This is a genomic window from Mesorhizobium sp. RIZ17 (assembly GCF_051127865.1).
Classification (GTDB): Bacteria; Pseudomonadota; Alphaproteobacteria; order Rhizobiales; family Rhizobiaceae; genus Mesorhizobium; species Mesorhizobium humile.
Window position 1 is genome coordinate 3494249 of sequence record NZ_CP147861.1, and the last position, 20531, is coordinate 3514779.

Annotated in this window: 17 protein-coding genes; 9 read left to right on the forward strand and 8 right to left on the reverse strand. The window is 65.1% G+C overall.

Features of this window, described 5'->3' with window-relative positions:
• Positions 1–9: 9 nt before the first annotated feature.
• Both WDX12_RS16710 and WDX12_RS16715 read right to left on the reverse strand, forming a co-directional pair.
• Positions 10–1338 (reverse strand): O-antigen ligase family protein, encoded by a 1329-nt coding sequence (locus WDX12_RS16710; protein ID WP_434721255.1) that lies wholly within the window; start codon positions 1336–1338, stop codon positions 10–12.
• Positions 1307–2305, reverse strand: a complete 999-nt coding sequence (locus WDX12_RS16715; RefSeq protein ID WP_434721256.1) for a glycosyltransferase family 2 protein — start codon at positions 2303–2305, stop codon at positions 1307–1309. The genes WDX12_RS16710 and WDX12_RS16715 overlap by 32 nt, the downstream gene beginning before the upstream one ends.
• 171 nt (positions 2306–2476) lie before the next feature.
• Between WDX12_RS16715 and WDX12_RS16720 the strand changes: the two genes are divergently transcribed.
• Genes WDX12_RS16720 through WDX12_RS16730 form a run of 3 tightly spaced genes read left to right on the forward strand, consistent with a single transcriptional unit; the run spans position 2477 to position 5363 of the window.
• The gene (locus WDX12_RS16720) at positions 2477–3649 is read left to right on the forward strand and encodes a glycosyltransferase (protein WP_434721257.1); all 1173 of its coding nucleotides are present in this window, start codon (positions 2477–2479) and stop codon (positions 3647–3649) included.
• Positions 3646–4440, forward strand: a complete 795-nt coding sequence (locus tag WDX12_RS16725; protein WP_434721258.1) for a WecB/TagA/CpsF family glycosyltransferase — start codon at positions 3646–3648, stop codon at positions 4438–4440. The genes WDX12_RS16720 and WDX12_RS16725 overlap by 4 nt, the downstream gene beginning before the upstream one ends.
• Positions 4437–5363: a DUF6492 family protein gene (locus WDX12_RS16730; protein WP_434721259.1), complete on the forward strand. Its 927-nt coding sequence runs from the start codon at positions 4437–4439 to the stop codon at positions 5361–5363. The genes WDX12_RS16725 and WDX12_RS16730 overlap by 4 nt, the downstream gene beginning before the upstream one ends.
• A 3-nt stretch (positions 5364–5366) precedes the next feature.
• On the opposite strand, the gene WDX12_RS16735 is transcribed toward WDX12_RS16730, so the two are convergent.
• Positions 5367–6662: a lipopolysaccharide biosynthesis protein gene (locus WDX12_RS16735; protein WP_434721260.1), complete on the reverse strand. Its 1296-nt coding sequence runs from the start codon at positions 6660–6662 to the stop codon at positions 5367–5369.
• Between the two features lie 201 nt (positions 6663–6863).
• On the opposite strand from WDX12_RS16735, the gene WDX12_RS16740 reads away from it, so the two are divergent.
• From WDX12_RS16740 to WDX12_RS16755, 4 genes are all read left to right on the forward strand, one after another.
• Complete coding sequence (locus WDX12_RS16740) at positions 6864–9380, forward strand: Wzz/FepE/Etk N-terminal domain-containing protein (protein WP_434721261.1); 2517 nt, start codon at positions 6864–6866, stop codon at positions 9378–9380.
• A gap of 219 nt (positions 9381–9599) precedes the next feature.
• Positions 9600–10499 carry a bifunctional methylenetetrahydrofolate dehydrogenase/methenyltetrahydrofolate cyclohydrolase FolD gene (gene folD, locus WDX12_RS16745; protein ID WP_434721262.1) on the forward strand — a complete coding sequence of 300 codons (900 nt, stop codon included), beginning with the start codon at positions 9600–9602 and terminating at the stop codon, positions 10497–10499.
• Positions 10500–10517: 18 nt separating this feature from the next.
• Positions 10518–11516 carry a GlxA family transcriptional regulator gene (locus tag WDX12_RS16750; RefSeq protein ID WP_434725651.1) on the forward strand — a complete coding sequence of 333 codons (999 nt, stop codon included), beginning with the start codon at positions 10518–10520 and terminating at the stop codon, positions 11514–11516.
• A 110-nt stretch (positions 11517–11626) separates the two neighbouring features.
• Complete coding sequence (locus WDX12_RS16755; protein ID WP_434721263.1) at positions 11627–13288, forward strand: vWA domain-containing protein; 1662 nt, start codon at positions 11627–11629, stop codon at positions 13286–13288.
• 98 nt (positions 13289–13386) lie between these two features.
• On the opposite strand, the gene WDX12_RS16760 is transcribed toward WDX12_RS16755, so the two are convergent.
• The 4 genes from WDX12_RS16760 to zwf form a co-directional block, all read right to left on the reverse strand.
• The gene (locus tag WDX12_RS16760; RefSeq protein WP_434721264.1) at positions 13387–13668 is read right to left on the reverse strand and encodes a helix-turn-helix domain-containing protein; all 282 of its coding nucleotides are present in this window, start codon (positions 13666–13668) and stop codon (positions 13387–13389) included.
• Between the two features lie 491 nt (positions 13669–14159).
• The gene (gene edd, locus WDX12_RS16765; RefSeq protein WP_434721265.1) at positions 14160–15983 is read right to left on the reverse strand and encodes a phosphogluconate dehydratase; all 1824 of its coding nucleotides are present in this window, start codon (positions 15981–15983) and stop codon (positions 14160–14162) included.
• A 59-nt stretch (positions 15984–16042) separates the two neighbouring features.
• The gene (gene pgl, locus WDX12_RS16770) at positions 16043–16759 is read right to left on the reverse strand and encodes a 6-phosphogluconolactonase (protein ID WP_434721266.1); all 717 of its coding nucleotides are present in this window, start codon (positions 16757–16759) and stop codon (positions 16043–16045) included.
• On the reverse strand, positions 16741–18210 hold the full coding sequence (zwf, locus tag WDX12_RS16775) for a glucose-6-phosphate dehydrogenase (protein WP_434721267.1): 1470 nt from the start codon (positions 18208–18210) through the stop codon (positions 16741–16743). Before zwf ends, pgl begins: the two co-directional genes overlap by 19 nt.
• 257 nt (positions 18211–18467) lie before the next feature.
• On the opposite strand from zwf, the gene WDX12_RS16780 reads away from it, so the two are divergent.
• A complete protein-coding gene (locus WDX12_RS16780) occupies positions 18468–19214 on the forward strand; it encodes an SDR family oxidoreductase (RefSeq protein WP_434725652.1) in 747 nt (248 codons plus the stop codon).
• 214 nt (positions 19215–19428) lie between these two features.
• On the opposite strand, the gene WDX12_RS16785 is transcribed toward WDX12_RS16780, so the two are convergent.
• Positions 19429–20322 (reverse strand): SH3 domain-containing protein, encoded by an 894-nt coding sequence (locus WDX12_RS16785; RefSeq protein WP_434721268.1) that lies wholly within the window; start codon positions 20320–20322, stop codon positions 19429–19431.
• On the opposite strand from WDX12_RS16785, the gene WDX12_RS16790 reads away from it, so the two are divergent.
• Entirely contained in the window at positions 20297–20512 is a 216-nt protein-coding gene (locus WDX12_RS16790; RefSeq protein WP_320298472.1) for a hypothetical protein, read from the forward strand. The genes WDX12_RS16785 and WDX12_RS16790 overlap by 26 nt on opposite strands.
• The last annotated feature ends 19 nt before the right edge of the window (positions 20513–20531 follow it).

The following is a 20531-nucleotide window of genomic DNA, read 5'->3' on the forward strand; positions in this document are numbered from 1 at the left end:
GGGCAGTCGTCAAACCACCTGGTTTGAAAGGCGAACCGGGATCGGCCGCAGCGAGACCTGTCTCAAGCCCAGCACGCCGAGCACGAAGAACAGCCAGACGGGATCGCCGCGGTGGAAGAAGAAGCTTTCCAGGAAACCGTTCAGCGCCGTGAACAACACCACCATCATGAAGAAGTCGCCGAGGAAAATGTTTTCCTTGCGCGCCGGGATGCGCATGTAGTCGCGCAACGGGGCGATCAGGAAGGTGTAGACGGCGACGCAGAGCGCCGGGATGCCCATCAGCACGGCGATGTCGAGATAGCCGTCATGGCCATGCACGATGGTGCGGATATCCCAGGGCCGGTCGAAGGGCTGGTCCTGGTTGAGCAGCAGCGGCGTCCCCCAGAAGCTTTCGTAGCCGTAGCCGGTCCATGGCCTCTTCGCCAGCATCTCGCCCGCGAACTCCCAAAGCGTCGTACGTCCCGTATAAGTCAGGTTCGGGAAATAGATCGCCGCCAGATGCTTCACCGGCGCGATGAAGACGATGCCGAGCGTGCCGACGGCCGTGGCGACGATCGCCAGCGCGAACAGGATCGGCGTGCCGAGCCGCATGCCGATGAGGCTGGGCAGAACGACAATCATGATCGAGAACGGGACGAGCCCGGCGGTCGTCTTGGAGCCGGTGTGCAGCATGAAGATCATCGCCGCGCAGAAGATGGCTGCGCCCCACCAGCGCTGGCCGCGCCGGAACAGATAGAGCCCGGCGAAGCTGAAGCAGGCCATCACCGGACCGGCGATGTTCTTGTGCGTGAAGACGCCGCGCCACAGGCCGGCATGCTCCGGCTCCTGCGAGTCGGCCGTGTGCAACGCCTCATGCGGGAAGACGATGAGGCCGATATAGGAAAGGCCGATCACCACGACGGCGGTGAAGATGACCACCCTGGCGAAGGACTCGGCGTCGCGCGGCAGCACCAGGATCGTCGCCATGGTGATGATGCCGATCATGGTGAAGGAGGCGGCGCGCATCGCCGCGGGCGGATCGGTGGCGAGCACCACCGACAGGAAGAAGAAGCCCAGCATCAGCGCCCAGGAGGGGCTGACCAGCGAGCGCAGCACGCGCGGATCGGCGAAGGCGAGCAGCGCGAAGATCGAGACGGCGCCGAGCGAGCCGAAGCCGAGCTGGTTGACGATGTCGCCGCCGTCGCCGGTCAGTTCCGCGCCAGCCGGCTGGAAGGGCCGGAACGAGACGATGATGACGGTGAACAAGAGCGCGGCGATAGCCGTCGCCACACCTTGCCTGGTGAAGGCGGCGCTGAGCGGCGCGCGCTCAATTCTTCTCAGGCTGTCGGTACTGCTCATTGGCATATCCGAATTCGGCGAGCACGCGCCCGAGCGCGACATAGACCGGGTAGAGACCTGTCGTCAGCGAGCCGGTGCGCGCCAGCCGGACGACGCCGCGCAACGGCGAGGCCGCAAGCAGCGCCAGGCTCTTCAGGAGAACTTTCAGGCCGGCAAACGGCGTGCCGGCCCGCCTCTTCTTTTCGACAAGCGTCGAGATCACGCCGTTGCGCAAGGATCGGGCGCGGATCCAGTCGGCCTCGACGCGCCGGGCCGGCACCGTCTCGTTGACCTTTGCCTCGGCGCACCAGCCGAGCACGAAGCCTTTCTGCGCGGAACGGCTGAGGAAGTCGGAATCACCGCCACCCATGAAATTGAACCTGAGATCGAGGAAGGGCGGTCCCATGGCCTTGAGCACGTTGCGTCCGACCAAAAGGTTGCCGGACGAATAAAGCGCCGGCACGCGGCCCGTTTCACGATAGGGCGGCGCAAAGACCGGGTGTTCTGCCCATCTGGCGTGGCTCGGATCGGCAAAGACCGGCACTTGCGGGCCGCCGACAATGTCGGCGCCAAGGGTCTCGGCGGCCTTGCACATGCGCTCCAGCCAGTCCTGCTCGGCGATCTCGTCATCGTCGATGACCAAAAGGTGCTTGAAGTTGGGAAACTGCAGGATCGCCGTCTGCCAACCGGCATTGTAGGCGCTGCAGTTGCCGCGCTCATGCGCGATGATCGCAATGCCGGGCATCTCGCCGCTTTCGAACAGCGGCAGCACCGCGTCCGCGCCCTCGCGCGCCTCGGCCTCGTTTTCCATGACGATGACGGCAAAGCGCCGGTCGGTCCGCTGCGCCTTGAGCGAAGCCAGGGTTTCCAGCACCTGCTTCGGCCGCTTGAAGGTCGGCAGCGTCACGACCGCATCGACGGTCTCGGCGGCAAGCCGCGGCGACCGCCCCGCGATCGATACAGAAGCGTCGGACGGCAAAGGGATCATCCGTTTCCAGCAGCGTTGGTTTGAAACCTCGAATAGCATCGCGGTGATAACGCCCCGTTAATCAACTTCTCGTCCGCCTGTCGGAAAACTCGGATCTTCGGCCTTTGACAGGTGCCATTTAATCAAGGCTTCACCGCGTTTTGCTACCGGCTGCAGCCAAGGATAGGTGAAATGCATCTGCTGTTCGCCACATCGATCGTGCCCGATGGCGCTCTCGCCTCGGGCTACGAGATTGCCAACACCGCGATCATCGACGCGCTGCGGCGGGCCGGCGCGCGCGTGACGGTGATCGGCTTCATCTGGCCGGGCAAGGCCCCGTCCGATCCGCAAAACACCATCGTGCTCGACGCCGTCGAGGTCCGCACCGAAAGCGCTTCGCCGCTGCAAAAGCTTGCCTGGCTGGGTAAGGCGGTTGTCTCCGGCCTTACCTTCTCGTCCGTCAAGCTGCGCGTCGTTCCCGACGCCGAGCTGCGCGCTGCCATCGAGCGCGCCGGTCCCTTCGATGGCTATGTCCTGAATTCGGTGCAATTCGCCGGCGCTTTCGAAAAGGTGCTCGCCGACCGTCCATTCGTCTTCGTCGCCCACAATGTCGAGCATCGCTCAGCCGAGGAGAATGCCGCCGCGGCCGGCAGCGCGCTTCAGCGCTGGATGTTCCGCCGCGAGGCGAGACTCCTCAAGATTATGGAAGAGCGCCTCTGCGGCGCCGCGCGCTTTGTCTTCACGCTGGCCGAGGAAGACCGCGCGGCACTTGGCGTCGCCTCCGACAGACGCTCGGCGGTGCTGCCACTGGTGACCCGTACGCAGGCGCCTGCAGGCAAGGCGAAGCGCCATATCGATTGCGACGCCGCGCTGATCGGCACCTGGACCTGGCAGCCGAACCGCATCGGGCTCGACTGGTTCCTGAGCAAGGTCGTGCCGCATCTGAAGCCGGATTTCCGCATCAGGATCGCGGGCAACATGCCTTCGGGCATCGCCTCGCCGCATCCCGGCGTTTCCTTCGCCGGCAGGGTTCCTGACGCGCAGGCCTTCGTGCGCGGGGCCTCCGTCATTCCCTTGATCAGCACCGCCGGCAGCGGCGTGCAGCTGAAGACCATCGAGACCTTCGAGCTCGGCCTGCCGTCCGTCGCCACCAGCCGCTCGCTGCGCGGCATCGGCTATCGTCCCGACAATTGCGTGGTGACCGACGATCCGATCGCTTTCGCGGCCGCCCTCCAGGCGGCAGCGGCAAACGTCCACGACATGGATGGCAGCGCCTTCCATCGCCGCCAGCTCAAGGCGCTCGACGCCGCGATCGGGCTTGGCCTGGAGAGGCTCGGCGCTGTCAGGCAGGAGGTCGCCGCATGAACATGCACACTGCGCGCGCGGCCTTCGGCTTCGACGCGCTCAAGACCATTTTGGGCATTCCGGTTCTTGCCATACGCTGGGACGAGGCCATCGCCTTGCTCACCAGGCTGATCGACGAGCGTCGCTTCACCAAGGTGAGCTTCCTCAACGCCCACAATGCCAACCTCGCCTGCACCGACCCGGTCTTTGCCGAGGCGTTGGAAAACTTCCTCATCCTCCCCGACGGCGTCGGCGTCGACATGGCGGCAAAGCTGCTTTACGGCGCGCCTTTCCCCAGCAACCTCAACGGCACCGATTTCATTCCGGCCTTCCTGCAAGCGTCGTCGCACCCGCTGACGGTGGCGCTGCTCGGCACGACGCGCGCCAATGCCGAAGCCGCGTCCGCGAAGCTTTCGACGCTCGCCGTGCAGCACAAATTCGTCGTCATCCATGACGGCTTCTTCTCCGCCGCCGAGGAGCCGGCTATCCTCGAGCGCATCGCCAGGCTGCGGCCGGATGTGCTGCTCGTGGCGATGGGTGTTCCGCGCCAGGAACTGTGGATCGAGCGCCACATCGACAGCCGCCATTGCACGCTGCCGGTCGCCGTCGGCGCGCTGCTCGATTTCATGAGCGGCTCGGTGCCGCGCGCGCCGCTGTGGCTGCGCCGGCTGCGGCTCGAATGGCTGTTCCGCCTGTGGATCGAGCCCGGCCGCCTGTGGCGCCGCTACATTGTCGGCAATCCGCTGTTCCTGTGGCGCGTCGTCAGGCAGAAGCTGTCGCTCGGGCCGCCGCCGGCGGAGGCGCGCCGGTGAACAGCCGCTTCGTGCCGGATACCTCCGCCGCGGTCGAACCGTTGCCGCGCGTGCCTTCGGCCGCGATCGTCACGGCGAGCTACGCGCCCGATTTCGAACGCTGCCGGCTTCTGTGCGAAACCATCGACCACCACGTCACCGGCATGGCGCATCATTACATCCTCACCGAGCATCGCGACGTCGCGTTGTTTCGCCAACTGGAAGGCAGCCGCCGCAGCGTCATCGACGAGCGGGACCTGTTGCCGCGCTGGCTGCGCGTCATTGACGATCCGCTGAGCGGTTTCCGCCGCCGCGTCTGGCTGAGCCTGAAAACGCAGCCGCTGCGCGGATGGCATGTGCAGCAGCTGCGCCGCATCGCCATTGCCGGGCAGGCGAAGGAAGACGTGTTCGTCTTCTGCGATTCCGACGTCGCCTTCCTGAAACCGTTCGACACCGGCGCCTTCTGGCGCGACGGCCAGGCGCGGCTGTTCCGGCGCGACGGCGTGCTTGCCAATGAAGGTCATGACGAGCACCGCATCTGGTCACGCAACGCCGGCACGGCACTTGGCATCGATCCCGCCGATCGATCGGGCCACGACTACATCTCGACGCTGATCGCCTGGCGCCGCGAGACGGTCAACGCGATGTGTGAACGCATCGAGACGGTGCATGGCCGCGACTGGGTCGGCGTCGTCGGCTCGGCGCGCCAGTTCTCCGAATGCATGATCTATGGCCGCTATGTCGACGACGTGCTTGAAGGCGCCGGCCATTTCCATGGTTCGGAGGAGTTCTGCCGCGTCCACTGGAACGGCAAGCCGCTGTCGAATGACGAGTTCCGCCGCTTCGTCGACACCATGGCGCCGGAACAGGTGGCGATCGGCATGCAGTCCTTCATCGGCACCGATATCGGCCGCATCCGCCGCCTGATCGGGCTTGCCGCTTAAGGCTTAGATCGCCTTGGCCGGTCGGCGCATGGCCGAGTAGGTCAGCAGCATCGAGGCGAGATAGAGCAGCAGGAAGACGATGTTGAGCGACAGGACCAGATTGGCCGTGTCGGGGATGGTCGTCAGCACATAGGTGAGCAGAACCGCCTTCAATCCCGCGAGCAGGCCGAGATTGATCGCCCGCACCGCCGTCTGGCCGCGCGCGAAGAGCAGCTCGGCCTGGTATTCGACGAGGTTGCGCAAGCCGGGTACGCAGACCGCCAGCGCCACCAGCGGCGCTGCCTCGGCGACATTCTTGCCGAGCGCATTCGGGAAGAAGTGCAGCACGATGCCGAGCGACACGAGCGCCAGCGTCGAGACCAGGAACACCCCGCCTTCGATGCCGCTCTTCACCGCCAGCCGCGACAAAAGCTCCGGCGCCCGCATCATGCGCTGCACCAGCATCATCGAGAAGGTGCGGATTGGGATCGCGGTGAGGTCGACCAGCCGCATGATGATGGCGTAGATGCCGGCAAGATGCGGTCCGCCGATCGACAATACCAGAAGCTTGTCGAACTCCATCTGCAGATAGAACAGCACCTCGGAGCCGGCGACATAGACGGAATCGAGAAGCCGCCGGAAATAGAGTTCGGCGCGCAACCTCAGCCGCTGGCGCGGATAGAAGAAGACGAAGGCGACGATGAGCGAGGCGGCATTGGCGCCGATATAGAACAGCGACCAGACGCCGATGCTGTGCTGCGCGCCAAGCATGAACAGGATCGCGCCGACTGCCCTGAGCGCTGTGGCCAGGATGGCCAGCACGGCCGCCCGCCCGAATTTGCCGAGCCCATTGTTGACGATCAGCGCCACTTCGACCGGCCGCCACAGAAGCGCTTCGGCGAAGACGACCGCGGCGAAGGCCGGCAACGGCACGGTGCCGGCAAAGAAGATCAGGTAGACGACGTAGGACGCGGCGGCGAGGAACGGCAGCGACAAGGCGCCGAGAAGCAGGAAACCGGCGGTGAACGTGCCGATCAGGTTACGGCGGATCGTGGCGGTGCGGTAGAGCGCCGAAATGAATCCGAAGGCCAGGATGCGCGACAGCATGATGCCGGCGGCCGAAGCGGTCGCGAACATGCCGAACTCGGCGATCGAAAGCGTGTTGGCCAAGGCGATGAAATAGGCGAGCGAGAACACCAGGCGGCCGCCGGCGCCGCTGATCGCCGAGAAATAGTCGAGCACCAGTTTGCGGCGGCTGGCCACGAAGTGGCCGATCCGCGCGAAGCTCCGCCTTTGCGGCATGTCGCTGGCCTGGGTCATGTCGGGGGCGATACATAGGCTGGAAAGTTTAACGCGGCGTTCTGGCGCTCGTCCCGGCGGCGCTGAAATGCCATGAACAAGGCGAAAAACCGTGCCCGCCGAGGCGCAAAATTAACCGTTTGTTTCCTATGCCTGTTTAGCGTGGCTTAACGATTGGCCGATCCGCCGCGCCCAAGCCGCCAGAGAGCAAGTTCCAGGACAATGGTCGACAGGGATAACCGTGATGACTGGAGGCGCGAGCGTTCGCTGCTGGCGCTCGGCCAGGCCATGCGTGGCGACGACAACACGGTTTCGATCGGCGACCGGGCCAATTCCTCCTGGCGCGAGGACGCAGCCGCCCGCCATCGCGCCGCGCGTTCCGAACGCGAAGGGAAGTTCAATCCGCGCCCCGTCGATACCCACGCATCTGGCCACGATCAGCCGCAATCGGATTCGGGTCCGGCCGAAACCGAGGACGGCTGGGCTGCGGGAAACCAGCGCGCTTCATTCGGGCAGGGCTACGAGGCCCCTGCCGAAGCCAGTCAGCCACAGGCCGCTCCCGAACCGCGCCATGCAAGCCGGCCGCCTGCCCGCGACGTTTCCGAGGAGTGGAAACCGCTGATCGACCCGATGCAGGTGATTGGCGGCATCACGCGATCCAAGGCGCTGATCCTGTCGACGACCATCCTGGGCGCCGCGCTTGGCGTCGCCATCGCGTTGTCGACGCCGAAGAAGTACGAGGCCACCACCGACGTCATTGTCGACCCGCGCGACCTCAAGCTCACCGATCGCGACCTGACGCAGAACGTGGTCGCTTCGGATGCGACGCTCGCCATCGTCGAGAACCAGGTCCGCATCCTGACTTCGGGCACTGTTCTCAACAAGGTCGTCACCGACCTCAACCTCACCAACGATCCTGAATTCAACGGCCAGGGCAAGGGCGGCTTCGGCCTGATGTCGACGCTCCGCTCGATCCTGTCGCGGCAGGATGCGAGCTCCGCCGACGAAGCGCGCAAGCGCGCGCTGGCGGTCGGCAACCTGGCGGACAGCCTCGACGTCGAGCGCGGCGGCAAGACCTTCGTGGTCTCGGTCAGCGCCACAACGCAGAACGCCGAGAAATCAGCCCTGATCGCCAACACCATGGTCAAGGCCTTCAAGCAGATCTCCAGTGACATCCAGTCCAGCACGGCGGGCCGCGCCAACGACGAGCTCACCGGCAGGCTCGACGAATTGCGCAAGGGCGTCGAGACGGCCGAGCGCAACGTCGAGGACTATCGGGCGACGCACGACCTCGTCGACGCGCAGGGCCACCTGATCAGCGACGACCAGATGCTGAAGCTCAACGAGCAGCTCTCGGTCGCCCGCGCCCGCACGCTCGAACTCAACGCCCGCGCCGCTTCGGCGCGCTCGCTGAACGTCAATTCGGTCCTCAGCGGCACCTTGCCCGAGGAAATCAACTCCAACATGATGAACGAGCTGCGCTCGCAATATGCGGCGCTGAAGCAGGAAGCCGATCGCGCCGAGGTCAAGCTCGGCCCGCGCCATCCGGAGATCGAGGCGCTCAACGCCCAGCTCGCCGGGGCGCGCGAGCGCATCAGCGCCGAGCTGCAGCGCATCGCGTCCTCCCTGCAAGTCGACCTGAAGCGCTCCGTCCAGCTCGAGCAGGACCTGTCCTCGCGCCTGGCGCAGGCCAAGGTGCAGAGCGGCGACGTCAACAACAACCTGGTCTCGCTGCGCGAGCTGGAGCGCGAAGCCGCCGCCAAGCGTTCCGTCTACGAGCAGTTCCTGCTGCGCGCCAAGGAAACCGGCGAGCAGAAGGACATCAACACCGCCAACATCAGCGTCATTTCGGATGCCTATGCGCCGCTGCAGGCCAAGGGGCCGTCGCGCGCGGTGATGGCGCTGGCCGGCCTGTTCGCCGGCCTGTTTGCCGGCATCGGCCTCGGCGGGCTGCGCGGCATCCTTGCCAGCCTGCGCGAGACGGCCGATCGCCGCTCGCGCCGCAGCGTCGATGAGCGTGTTCCGTTGGTGGAGAACACTTCCAACCGCGCCGCTCCGCCAGCGCCGCCGCCGCTGGTAACACCGCCGCCGGTTCCGCCTGTCGCTCCGCCACCGGCTCCATCTTTCACGCCGCCTCCGGCCAGGTCATTCACACCACCCCCAGCCGCATCTCACACACCCCCGGCAGCTGCGTCCTTCACACCGTCGCCTGCTCCGGTCCCACCGCCTGTGTCGGCGGCCGCGCCGGCTCCGGTCCAACCCGTGGCGCCACCGCCGCAACCCGCCAACGATGCCGGCCGCCCCGGGCTTTTCGGCTCGCTCGCGTCAGCGGTTCGCTATTTCGTGCGGCGCGAGCCGGCCGAGACGGTGGATATGGACACTGTTCCGCCCGAAAGCGCCTGGCGCGCACCTACCCTGGAAGAACGCTATCCCCGGGCTCAGACATCGGCGCGGGAGAACTTCCAGCCGCCATACGAGCAGGGCTATTCCTATTCGTACCGGCCGGACCATGGCCGGACCGATCCCTACGAGGATCATCATTCGGCATCGGCGGCACAATATCATCCGCGCTCGCCTGCCGCCGGCGAGGCCGGCCAGCTCTCCGCCGGCCAGCCCCCCACCGACCAGCCCCCCACCGACCAACAGGGTGAGATCGACGATATCCGCGCCAGCCTGCGCGAATTCCGCGAGGCGGTGCGCGAACTGACCGAAAGCCGCACGCGCCGCCGCTATTTCTAAGGCGCCCGTATTTCTAAGCCACTCGCGGTTGGATAAAAGCGGCCGGTTTCGGGTTTACGGCATCCGACGACGTTTTGACGGGATTGCCCTGTCGAATTTTCGTGAAAATGCCGCGCTGCATTTCGGCCGCAAGCGTCCCGCTTTGGTGGATCGACAATGCCGATCGAGGAATGAGGCCATGCATCGATGCGGGCCTCGAAGCGAAGCTGAGGGTTGGTGATGGCCGAAGTGATTGATGGAAAGAGTGTCGCCGCGGACGTGGTTTCGAAGGTCAAGGCTCTGACCGCGGAGCTATCGGCAAAGGGAGCCACCAAGCCTGGCCTTGCGGTGGTGATTGTCGGTGAAGACCCGGCAAGCCAGGTCTATGTCGCCTCGAAATCGCGCACCGCCAAGGAATGCGGTTTCCACTCGCTCCAGCATACGCTGCCGGCCGACACCACCGAAGAGCAATTGCTGAAGATCATCGGCGATCTCAACGCCGATAAGTCGATCCACGGCATCCTGGTGCAACTGCCGCTTCCCGGCCATATCGATGCCGGCAAGGTCATTCAGACGATCGCCCCGGAAAAGGATGTCGACGGCTTCCACTTCATCAATGTCGGCAAGCTCGGCACGGGCGAGCTCGAGACGGCCTTCGTGCCTTGCACGCCGGCGGGCTCGATGCTGTTGATCGAGCGGGTGCGCGGCAAGGACCTTTCCGGCCTCAACGCCGTCGTCGTCGGCCGTTCCAACATCGTCGGCAAGCCGATGGCTAACCTGCTGCTCGCCGCCAACTGCACGGTCACCATTGCCCACAGCCGCACCAAAGACCTGCCGGCGCTGGCCCGCACCGCCGATATCCTGGTCGCCGCCGTCGGCCGCCCGGAAATGGTCAAGGGCGATTGGGTGAAGCCCGGCGCGACCGTCATCGACGTCGGCATCAACCGTATCCCCGCGCCCGAAAAGGGCGAAGGCAAGAGCCGCCTGGTCGGCGACGTCGCCTATGCCGAAGCGGCCAAGAATGCCGGAGCCATCACGCCGGTCCCCGGCGGCGTAGGGCCGATGACCATTGCCATGCTGATGGCGAACACTGTAGCTTCCGCCTACCTCGCGGCCGGGTTGAAGCGGCCGTCCTTCTGACTTGAGAAAGCCTTGGCATTGCCGAACCTGACTGTTCCCGTCGAACGGCCGATCACGAACGATCCCGTTCAGGGCGGCCGTCAGTTCGGCTTCCTCTTGGTCGACAAATTCTCGATGTTCTCGCTGGCGGCGGCCATCGACTGCTTCCGCTCGGCGAACCGCCTGCTCGGCCGCGACTTCTACGGCTGGACGACGATTTCGGCCGACGGCGACGCGGTCATGGCCTCGAACGGCCTGCCGCTGAAGATCGACTATTCGGTCGCCGACATGCCGCCGGTCGACATCCTGTTCGTCTCGGTCGGGCTCACCACCGAGTTTCCGGGCAAGAGCAAGGTGCTGGCGGCGCTGCGCAGCTGGGGCCGGCGCGGCAACGCGCTGGGCGCCTTGTCGGTCGGTTCCTATCTCTTGGCGGAGGCCGGACAGCTCGACGGCTATCGCTGCACGATCCATTGGGAGAACCGCGCCGGCTTCATGGAGCGCTTTCCCGACATCAACTGCACCGGCAATGTCTTCGAGATCGACCGCAAGCGCTACACCTGCGCCGGCGGCACCACCTCGATCGACCTGATGCTCGAGATCGTGCGCCGCGATTTCGGCTCCAACCTCGCCAATGGCGTCGCCAACCAGTTCCAGCACGAGCGCATCCGCTCGGCCGGCGACCGCCAGCGCGTCGGGCCGGAGCGTGACCTCACCGGCAAGTCGGAGAAGCTCAGGCGCATCGTAGAATTGATGGCCGACCATCTCGATGAGCCGCTGTCGGCGGTGCAACTCGCCAAGTCGGCGGGCCTGTCGGTGCGCCAGGTCGAGCGCCTCTTCCTGCGCCACCTCAGCGTGACGCCCGGCCGCTACTACATGCGGCTCCGGCTCGAACGGGCGCGTGAATTGCTGCGCCAGACCAACATGCCGATCCTCGACGTGGCGATCGCCACCGGCTTCACCTCGCATTCCTACTTCGCGCAGAGCTATCGGCTGCAGTTCGGCCGCCCGCCATCGGAAGAGCGACGCACAACCTACTGATATTCAGGCCCGCAAGCGAGTACCGAGCAGGGGCGCCCTGCAGGCTTGTATCCTGACGCCGCGTCAAATAGCTTTCCCGGCGCGGACGAGGGATCAATCAGGAGACATTCATGGCGGGACTGATGCGGAGCGTCGCTGCGGCGGCCATCTTTTTGTCGATGACCAGTTTCGGCTTTGCCGCCAACAAGGTCATCATCATTCTGGACGCTTCGGGTTCGATGTGGGCCCAGATCGACGGCAAGCCGAAACTGGAGATCGCGCGTGAATCGCTGCGGACGGTGCTGCAGTCGGTTCCGGCCGACGACGAGATCGGCTTCATGGCCTACGGCCATCGCACCAAGGGCAGCTGCGACGACATCGAGCTGATCGTGCCGCCGCAGGCGGGTTCGGCCAGCGCGATCTCAGCCGCCGCCGACAGCATGAAATTTTTGGGCAAGACGCCGCTGACGGCCGCCGTCAAGCAGGCCGCCGAGGCGCTGAAATATACCGAGGACAAGGCAACGGTGGTGCTGATCACCGATGGCCTGGAAACTTGCGGCGGCGATCCTTGCGCGCTCGGCAAGGAACTCAAGGCTTCCGGCGTCGACTTCACCGCCGATGTCGTCGGCTTCGGCCTGACCGCCGACGAAGGCAAGCAGATCGCCTGCCTCGCCGAAAACACCGGCGGCAAATACATCCAGGCCTCCGACGAGAAGGCGCTGCAGGACGCCCTGGTGGAAACCGTCGCGGCGCCGGCGCCTGCTCCGGCCCCCGCGCCAGCGCCGGCACCCGAGCCCGCGCCGAAAGCAGCCGAGGTCGACTACAATCTCACCCCGCAGGCCTTCCTGAAGGAGGGCGGGGAGGTGCCGAAGTCCGACGTCTATTATGAAATCTTCAAGGACGATGCCCAGGGGGCCGGCGGCAAGAACGTCGACTATGGCTATAACACGGTCAAGTTCCACCTTGCGGCCGGCAACTACATCGTCGTCGCCACCAGTGGCGGAGCCAGAGCCGAGCAGAAGGTCTCGCTGACGGCCGAAAAGGCAACGGAGGTGGCGCTGAACCTGAACGCCGCCGAGCTCTTCATCCACGCGCGGCCGGCGCCCGGCGCCGAGGTCGACCGCAACGCGCAGATCATCATCGCCTATCCCGGCGGCACGTCCGACGCCAACTATGGCGAGATCAAGTTCGTCGTCCCGGCCGGCGAGACCAAGCTCACCGCGAAGCTGGGAGCCGGCGAGGCGAGCGAGACGCTGCAGCTTGCCGCCGGCCAGGTCGTCGACAAGGATATGATCGTCGGCGTCGGCAAGGCCAAGGCCAACGCCTTCTACACCCAGGGCGGTGAAAAGGCCGGAACGGATGTCGGTTGGAAAGTATATAAGGCCGCCAAGAAGCTCGACGGCACCCGCGACCAGGTGACCTATGCCTATGGTCCCGACAGCCAGTTCGACCTGCCGCCCGGCGACTATGTGATGGGCGTCGACGTGCAGGCCGTGTCCACCGAGCAGCCTTTCAGCGTGACGGTCGGGCAGATGACCGATGTCAACGTGACGCTGAATGCCGGTGTCCTGGCGGTCGACGCGCCAGGCGCGGACGGCTTCAAGATCTATGAGGCCAAGAAGAACATCCAGGGCGAGCGCAAAGAGGTGACCTACGCCTATGGCGAGAAGATGCAGACCACGCTTGCCGCGGGCGACTACCTGCTCGTGACCAATTTCACCACCGACAAGGCCGACAAGGAAACGCCCTTCACGGTCAAGGCCGGCGAGCGCAACGAGCTTACCGTTCAGTAGCAACCGCAGCCTACCTGCCTTCCGGTCGGGCTGCCCGGGCATTCTGCGAATGGTCGCGGAATGCCATCTCGGCAACGCAGTGAACTTGGCTCCGCCGATCAGGCAGCGTCCGAGACGCGCACCTCAACATGAAGCCCGGCCGCGACGGCCATATTGACGAGGGTGTCGAGGGCGAAGAGGTTAATCTTCCCGCGCAGGAGATCGGATACGCGCGGTTGCGTCACGCCAAGCCGGTGCGCGGCTTCGGCCTGCGTCCAGCCCTTTGCTCGAATGTGCTTCTCCAGCGCCATCATGAGCGTGGAGCGGAGCTTCATGTTCTCTGTTTCGGCGGGAGTGTCTTCGATGGCGTCCCACACACTTGCAAAAGTTTCGTTGCTCACTGGCCTAGACCTTAACAGAGAAGTTTTGACCGGTTGGGTAGTGTGCGTTGGCGGATCCCATGCCTTGGCGATTGGTCGAGACGCCTATCGGTCGTCATCCACGGGCGGAGCAAGGAGCGAAGCGACGCGCGCAGACCCGAGGATCCATGCCGTGACTTGGAAGCGCCGCGGCGGTCCAGAAATTCTGCACCGTTGCACACTTCGGTCCAGGTAACGGCATGGATTCCAGGGTCTGCGCGCGTCGCTACGCTCCTTGCTCCGCCCTAGAATGACGAGGTTCGGAGCCTTCAACTCATCGCCAGCGTTTGCCCTGAATACCCCAGCGGACGTTGATAGCCTTGCCCGACAAGCCTGCAATCTTTCCAAATCACCGTGTAGAGGAATTAGCTCCCTCATGAGATCGCTGTAGCCGCAACGTCAAGCATCTTCAGGCCGACAATTATACAAAATTTTGTATAGTCAGCGCAACTAGCCTCTCACTCGAAACGAGATCAGGCGTTGCCGAAGGCGGCGGCGCCGTGGTCGGCGCGGCCGACCAGTTGCCGGAAGCCCGCGAATAATTCCCGGCCGAAGCCGAATTCGTTGCCGATGAGATCGGCCTCGGCCGTGCGGCGCAGCGCGAATTCCGTTCCAGGCACCAGCACTTCCAGCGTGCCGGCATCGGCGTCGAGGCGGATGACGTCGCCGTCATGGATTCTCGCGATCGGTCCGTCCTCGACCGCTTCCGGCGTCACATGGATCGCCGCCGGCACCTTGCCGGAGGCGCCCGACATGCGTCCGTCGGTCACCAGCGCCACGCGCTGGCCGCGATCCTGCAGGATGCCGAGCACGGTGGTCAGCTTGTGCAGTTCCGGCATGCCGTTGGCCTTCGGGCCCTGGAAACGGATGACGGCGATGAAATCGCCGGTCAGCGTACCGGCCTTGAAGGCGTCGTTCAGCGCCTGCTGGCTGTCGAACACCTTTGCCGGCGCCTCTACGACGCGGCGTTCCGGTTTGACCGCAGAGGTCTTGATGACGGCGTGGCCGAGATTGCCGCCGAGCACTTTCAGGCCGCCCGTCGGCTGGAATGCCTTCTTGAACGGCGCCAGCACCTTCTCGTCGCCGCTCACAAGCGGCGCGGCCTCGCGCACCACGGTGCCGTCGTCGCCAAGCCTCGCCTCGACGGCGTAGGGCCGCAGACCTTCGCCCCACACAGTCTGGACGTCCTCGTGCAGCAGGCCTTCGTCGAGCAACTCGCGGATCAGGAAGCCGAGCCCGCCGGCGGCATGGAAATGGTTCACGTCGGCAAGCCCGTTCGGATAGACGCGCGCGAGCAGTGGCACGGCCTCGGACAGGTCGGAAATATCCTGCCAGGTCAGTGCGATGCCGGCGGCGGCAGCCATCGCGATCAGGTGGATCGTATGGTTGGTCGAGCCGCCCGTGGCGTGCAGGCCGACGACGCCATTGACGATCGATCGCTCGTCGATCATGCGTCCGACCGGCGTGTAGGCATTGCCGAGCGCGGTGATCGCCAGCGCCCGCTTCGCCGCTTCCCTGGTCAGCGCGTCGCGCAGCGGCGTGCCGGGATTGACGAAGGAGGCGCCTGGCGAGTGCAGGCCCATGATCTCCATCAGCATCTGGTTGGAATTGGCGGTGCCGTAGAAGGTGCAGGTGCCCGGCCCGTGATAGGATTTGGACTCCGCCTCGAGCAGTTCGGCGCGGCCGACCTTGCCTTCGGCATAAAGCTGGCGGACCTTGGCTTTCTCGTCATTCGCGAGACCGGTCGTCATCGGCCCGGCCGGGATGAAGACGGCAGGCAGATGCCCGAAGGTGAGCGCTCCAATCACCAGTCCCGGCACGATCTTGTCGCAGACGCCGAGGAAAACCGCGGCGTCGAACATGTTGTGCGACAGGCCGATCGCGGCCGCCATGGCGATCACGTCGCGCGAGAACAGCGACAGCTCCATGCCGGGCTGTCCCTGGGTGACACCGTCGCACATCGCCGGCACGCCGCCGGCCACCTGCGCGATGCCGCCGGCCTCGCGCGCGGCTTCCTTGATCAGCGCCGGGAACGTTTCAAAGGGCTGATGCGCCGACAGCATGTCGTTGTAGGAGGTGATGATGCCGAGGTTCGGCACGCGGTCGCCGCCGAGCGCGATCTTTTCGGATGGGCTGCACACGGCAAAGCCATGGGCAAGGTTGCCGCAGCCCAGCACCGCGCGGTTGGCGGTGCGGCTGGAAGCCTCCGCGATACGGCCGAGATAGGTTTCTCGGCCGGCTTTCGAACGTTGGCGGATGCGTTCCGTGATGGCTTCGATGTCGCGTCTGGCTGTCATGGTCCGTCCTTTCGAGCCCGGCAACGTCCTCCCAGCGCCTTCGGGCCGTCATGTTGCAATCAGGGTGCCCAGAACACCTCTACCGGTCGTGGCGCTGCCTCGAGCACGCTGCGGATGGGCTTCTTCGCGCCAGGACCCATCGCGCCGTTGAATGCGGTGCGCTTGTCCTCGCCTTCGATATGGAGCGCGACGAAGCCGGCGGCGACGATGCGCGCCATCGACAGCGTCAGCCGCGGTTCGCCGCCGCTCACCGCGTGCACCGGCAGAACGATCCGCCGCGAGGCGGGGTCGAGCAATTCGTCGAGGTTGCCGGCATCGGGAAAGAACGAGGCCGTGTGGCCGTCGCCGCCCATGCCGAGGATCACCACGTCGAGCGGCCAGGGCAGCGCCCGCAGCGCTTCGCTGTCCGTCGCCGCCGCGTCCTCGATGCTTGCCGCCTCATGGTAGAGCGGCACGAAGCGCGCCGCGGCTGCCTTGTTCTGGAGCAGGTTCGCCGCCACCAGCCCGGCATTCGAGCGTGGCGAGGATGGCGGCACGAAGCGCTCGTCGACCAGCGTCACGGTGACCTTGTCCCAGGCGATAGGCGTGGTCGACAGCACGGCGAACAACTTCGCCGGCGTGCTGCCGCCGGACACCGCGAGCAGCGCGGCGCCGCGTTGCGCGATGGCGCCGCTCAGCCGGTCGGCAATCTGTCCGGCAAGTGCTGCCGCCAGGCCCTGTCGGTCGGCAAAGCCGTTCCAGCCGTAACGGACTTCGCTCAGTTGCTCTCGTGCCATGTCCGTCCGTCACGTTCGATCAAGGCAATCGAGGCCGACGGCCCCCAGGTTCCGGCCGTGTAGCCCTGAGCTTCCTGGCGGGCGCTCTCCCAGGCGTTCTGGATCGGGTCGATCCACTTCCAGGCCGCTTCGACCTCGTCGCGGCGCATGAACAGCGTCTGGTTGCCGCGAACCACATCCATGATCAGCCGCTCATAGGCGTCCGGCGCGCGTCCTTGGAAGGACTGCGCGAAGCTCATGTCGAGCGAGATCTGGCGCAGCCGCATGCCGCCCGGTCCCGGGTCCTTGATCATGATATACTGCTTGACGCCCTCGTCCGGTTGCAGCCGGATCACCAGCTGGTTGGCGAAGATCGGCCCGGCGCTCTCGCCGAAGATCGAATAGGGGATCGGCTTGAACTCGATGACGATTTCCGAGACGCGGGTGGCGAGCCGCTTGCCGGTCCTCAGGTAGAACGGAACCCCGGCCCAGCGCCAGTTGCCGATCTCGGCCTTGATGGCGACGAAGGTCTCGGTGTTGCTGTCCTTGCCGAGCTCCTCGACATAGCCCTTGACCGGACCGCCCGCCGAGGCGCCGGCGCGATACTGGCCGCGCACCGTGTGCTTGGGCGCCTCATTGCCGTTGATACGCTTCAGCGCCCTCAGCACCTTCAGCTTCTCGTCGCGGACGGCGTCGGCGTCCATCGACGACGGCGTCTCCATGGCGACCAGGCAGAGCAGCTGCAGCATGTGGTTCTGCACCATGTCGCGCAGCGCGCCCGCCTTGTCGTAGTAGGTCACGCGATCCTCGAGCCCCACTGTTTCGGCGACCGTGATCTGGACATGGTCGATCTGGGCCGAATTCCACAATGGCTCGTAGAGCGCGTTGGCAAAGCGCAGCGCCATCAGGTTCTGCACCGTTTCCTTGCCGAGATAGTGATCGATGCGGAAGATCTGGCTTTCGTGGAAGTCGTCGCCCACCGCGTCGTTGAGCGCACGCGCCGAGGCGAGGTCGCGACCGATCGGTTTTTCCAGCACGATGCGCGAATTCGGCGTGATCAACTTGTGCTCTTTGAGCTGGTGCGAGATGTCGCCGAACAGCGCCGGCGCCACCGCGAGGTAGAAGGCGCGGATGCGGTCGCTGTCGCCGATTGCCTTCTTGAGTTTGTCGAAGCCGGTGCCGGTGGTCGCGTCCGCCGAAACATAGGAAAGCCTGGCCAGGAATCTCTCCAGCTCCTTGGCGTCGATATCGGCCGGCTTCACATGCTGCGATATCGCCTTCTTGGCGAAGGCTTGGAATTCGGCATCGCTCATCTTGGTGCGCGACGTGCCGATGATGCGCGTCGGCTCGGAGAACTGGTGGCCGCACTGGCGATAGTAGAGCGACGGCAGGAGCTTGCGTTCCGACAGGTCGCCGGTGCCGCCGAAGATGATAAAGTCGAAGGGATCGACAGGGATGATCTGGCTGGTCATGGTCAGTCCGATTTGATGCCGGTTGGCGGCGGCTTGGTTGGTATATTCTAATCGATTTAAATTTTCCAGTGCCATGGTGTCACATGTTAGGACCAATCGCTTGCACTTGCATCGGTCCACCTGTTTCCAGACACTCGGCGCGCCCGGCAGGCTTGTCGGCAAGCCAGCTTTCGGCAACGTTCGCGGCCGCACCATAGAACGCGAATGTGACGAAAGCTAAGGGAGATGGTTGCGGAAATCCAATGAGCGGGAAAGCCATGCGTCTGGAAAACAAGGTCGCCATCATCACCGGTGCCGCGTCGGGCTTCGGCGAAGGCATGGCCAAGCGCTTCGCCGAAGAGGGCGCGCGCGTGGTCGTCGCCGACCTCAACGCCAAGGGCGCCGAGCGGGTGGCGCAAGAGATCGGCGAGAGCGCGATCTGGACCCAGACCGACGTTTCCCTGCGCTCCGAATTCGACGAGATGATCTATGCCGCCAAGAGCGCCTTCGGCCGCATCGACATCATGGTCAACAATGCGGGCTTCACCCATCGCAACGGCGATATGCTCGGCATCGATGAGGAAACCTTCGACCTGATCACCGCCGTCAACATGAAGGCAATCTATCACGCTGCGCTTGCCGTGGTGCCGATCATGGACCGGCAGGGAGGCGGCGTCATCCTGACCACAGCCTCGACGGCCGGGCTTCGGCCGCGGCCAGGCCTGACCTGGTACAACGCCTCCAAGGGCTGGGCGATCACCGCCACCAAGTCGATGGCGGTCGAGCTGGCGCCGAAGAACATCCGCGTCAACTGCCTCTGCCCGGTCGCCGGCGAGACCGGCATGCTGGAGAAGTTCATGGGCGCCGACACGCCCGAGATCCGCGAGAAATTCCGCGCCTCGATTCCACTCGGCCGGCTTTCGACGCCGCTCGACATCGCCAACGCGGCGCTGTGGCTCGCCTCGGATGAAGCCGCCTTCATCACCGGCGTGGCGCTGGAGGTCGATGGCGGCCGCTGTATTTGAGCTGCTCATCGAGTGTGGCTGGTTCGATGCATAAAATTGTGCAGTGCCCGATGCAAAGAGCGGACTCGCGACCCGGTGAAGCTGAGCCGCGCCACGCCTGGCTCCGATTGACTCGATGGCACAGCGATGGGCATAACGAAAGGGGCTGGGCCATAGCGCGATGAAGGCGGGTCTGCGGGGAGTCGCTTCGGACGGCTGCTTGGCGGGTTAAGCTTCAGGCGCCGGTCTTGACGTAGCTTTTGTAGACCCAGCCGTGCTTGCCGTTATAGACGATCTCGCACCATTGCTTGCAGCTCATCACTTGCACCGATGCCTTGGCCGGCACCGTCGTGATTGCGGATGCGCCCTTCTTCGGGCCGGAGCGCATGGTCACGGCCCTCAAAATGCGCCCGTTTGCGGCCGCGCTGGCTTTTGGAGGGTTCGGCTTGGGCTGCGCAACGCCGTCGGTCGCTGTCGCCTGCGCATCTGGAACCTCAGGCTTGGCCTCGGGGATGGCGGCGGTTTGGGCGCCGTCCATCTTGTCGCCCGGCTTCTTCGCGGCCGCCGGCGTCTCGCCCGCGGGGGCGGCGACCTGCGACAGCGCGTCCGAAGCGTCGTTCTCGGCGGTGGGCTCGGCGAAGGCCGTATCGGTTGATTGCGCGGCGCTCGGGTCGGCAGCCTGCTTGGAAGGAACTGGTTGATCCTCGGCCTGGTCCGGCGAGGTTTTGGAGTCCGAAGCCGTCCAGCGGGGGCTGTTCGACGCCAGTGCTGGAATGCTGGCTTTGCGAACCGCTATTGCCGGCGAAACCGCATCCGCCTTGGGCGCGGCCTGCGGTGCCGCTGCTGCCACGGTGACCGCGGCTGCTGCCGGAGCGATCTTCGTGGTCTTCACCGGAACTGTCGGAACGGTCTGCTCGGCGCTTGCCGCGGCCACTTGCCGATCATCGCCCGGGACGATCAGCCATAGCGCCACCGCGGCCACGCCCAGCAGCGCGGCGGTGCCGACCGCAGCAATGACCAGATGCGCGTTCGACTGCATCCTCTGCCAGAAGGATGGCCGTACGCTATAGCCGAACTGCATTGTGAAGCGCTGCCGTTCCGGCATGCCGAAACTGAAGGGCTCGTTCACTCAAACCACCTCCAACAAGCGGGCCGACGTTCTTTCGATCATTGCCGTAACGATTGGCCTGATCGGCATCGGTCCCGAAATCTTTGCGGACAAGGCCCGCGAAATCCCCGGATTTTCGCCCATAATCGCATCTTTTACTGCTGATTATGGCATGAGTGAGCCAATTTGCGAAATTCTGCGCGTTTGTTAAGGCTTCCACAACCTGCCGC

Coding starts and splice junctions, on each gene's coding strand:
- WDX12_RS16725 (WP_434721258.1), top strand. CDS start 3,646: ATGAACATGCACACTGCGCGCGCGGCCTTCGGCTTCGACGCGCTCAAG.
- folD (WP_434721262.1), top strand. CDS start 9,600: ATGGCCGAAGTGATTGATGGAAAGAGTGTCGCCGCGGACGTGGTTTCG.
- WDX12_RS16740 (WP_434721261.1), top strand. CDS start 6,864: ATGGTCGACAGGGATAACCGTGATGACTGGAGGCGCGAGCGTTCGCTG.
- WDX12_RS16790 (WP_320298472.1), top strand. CDS start 20,297: ATGCCGAAACTGAAGGGCTCGTTCACTCAAACCACCTCCAACAAGCGG.
- pgl (WP_434721266.1), bottom strand. CDS start 16,759: ATGGCACGAGAGCAACTGAGCGAAGTCCGTTACGGCTGGAACGGCTTT.
- edd (WP_434721265.1), bottom strand. CDS start 15,983: ATGACAGCCAGACGCGACATCGAAGCCATCACGGAACGCATCCGCCAA.
- WDX12_RS16755 (WP_434721263.1), top strand. CDS start 11,627: ATGGCGGGACTGATGCGGAGCGTCGCTGCGGCGGCCATCTTTTTGTCG.
- WDX12_RS16710 (WP_434721255.1), bottom strand. CDS start 1,338: ATGAGCAGTACCGACAGCCTGAGAAGAATTGAGCGCGCGCCGCTCAGC.
- WDX12_RS16715 (WP_434721256.1), bottom strand. CDS start 2,305: ATGATCCCTTTGCCGTCCGACGCTTCTGTATCGATCGCGGGGCGGTCG.
- WDX12_RS16720 (WP_434721257.1), top strand. CDS start 2,477: ATGCATCTGCTGTTCGCCACATCGATCGTGCCCGATGGCGCTCTCGCC.
- WDX12_RS16735 (WP_434721260.1), bottom strand. CDS start 6,662: ATGACCCAGGCCAGCGACATGCCGCAAAGGCGGAGCTTCGCGCGGATC.
- WDX12_RS16780 (WP_434725652.1), top strand. CDS start 18,468: ATGCGTCTGGAAAACAAGGTCGCCATCATCACCGGTGCCGCGTCGGGC.
- zwf (WP_434721267.1), bottom strand. CDS start 18,210: ATGACCAGCCAGATCATCCCTGTCGATCCCTTCGACTTTATCATCTTC.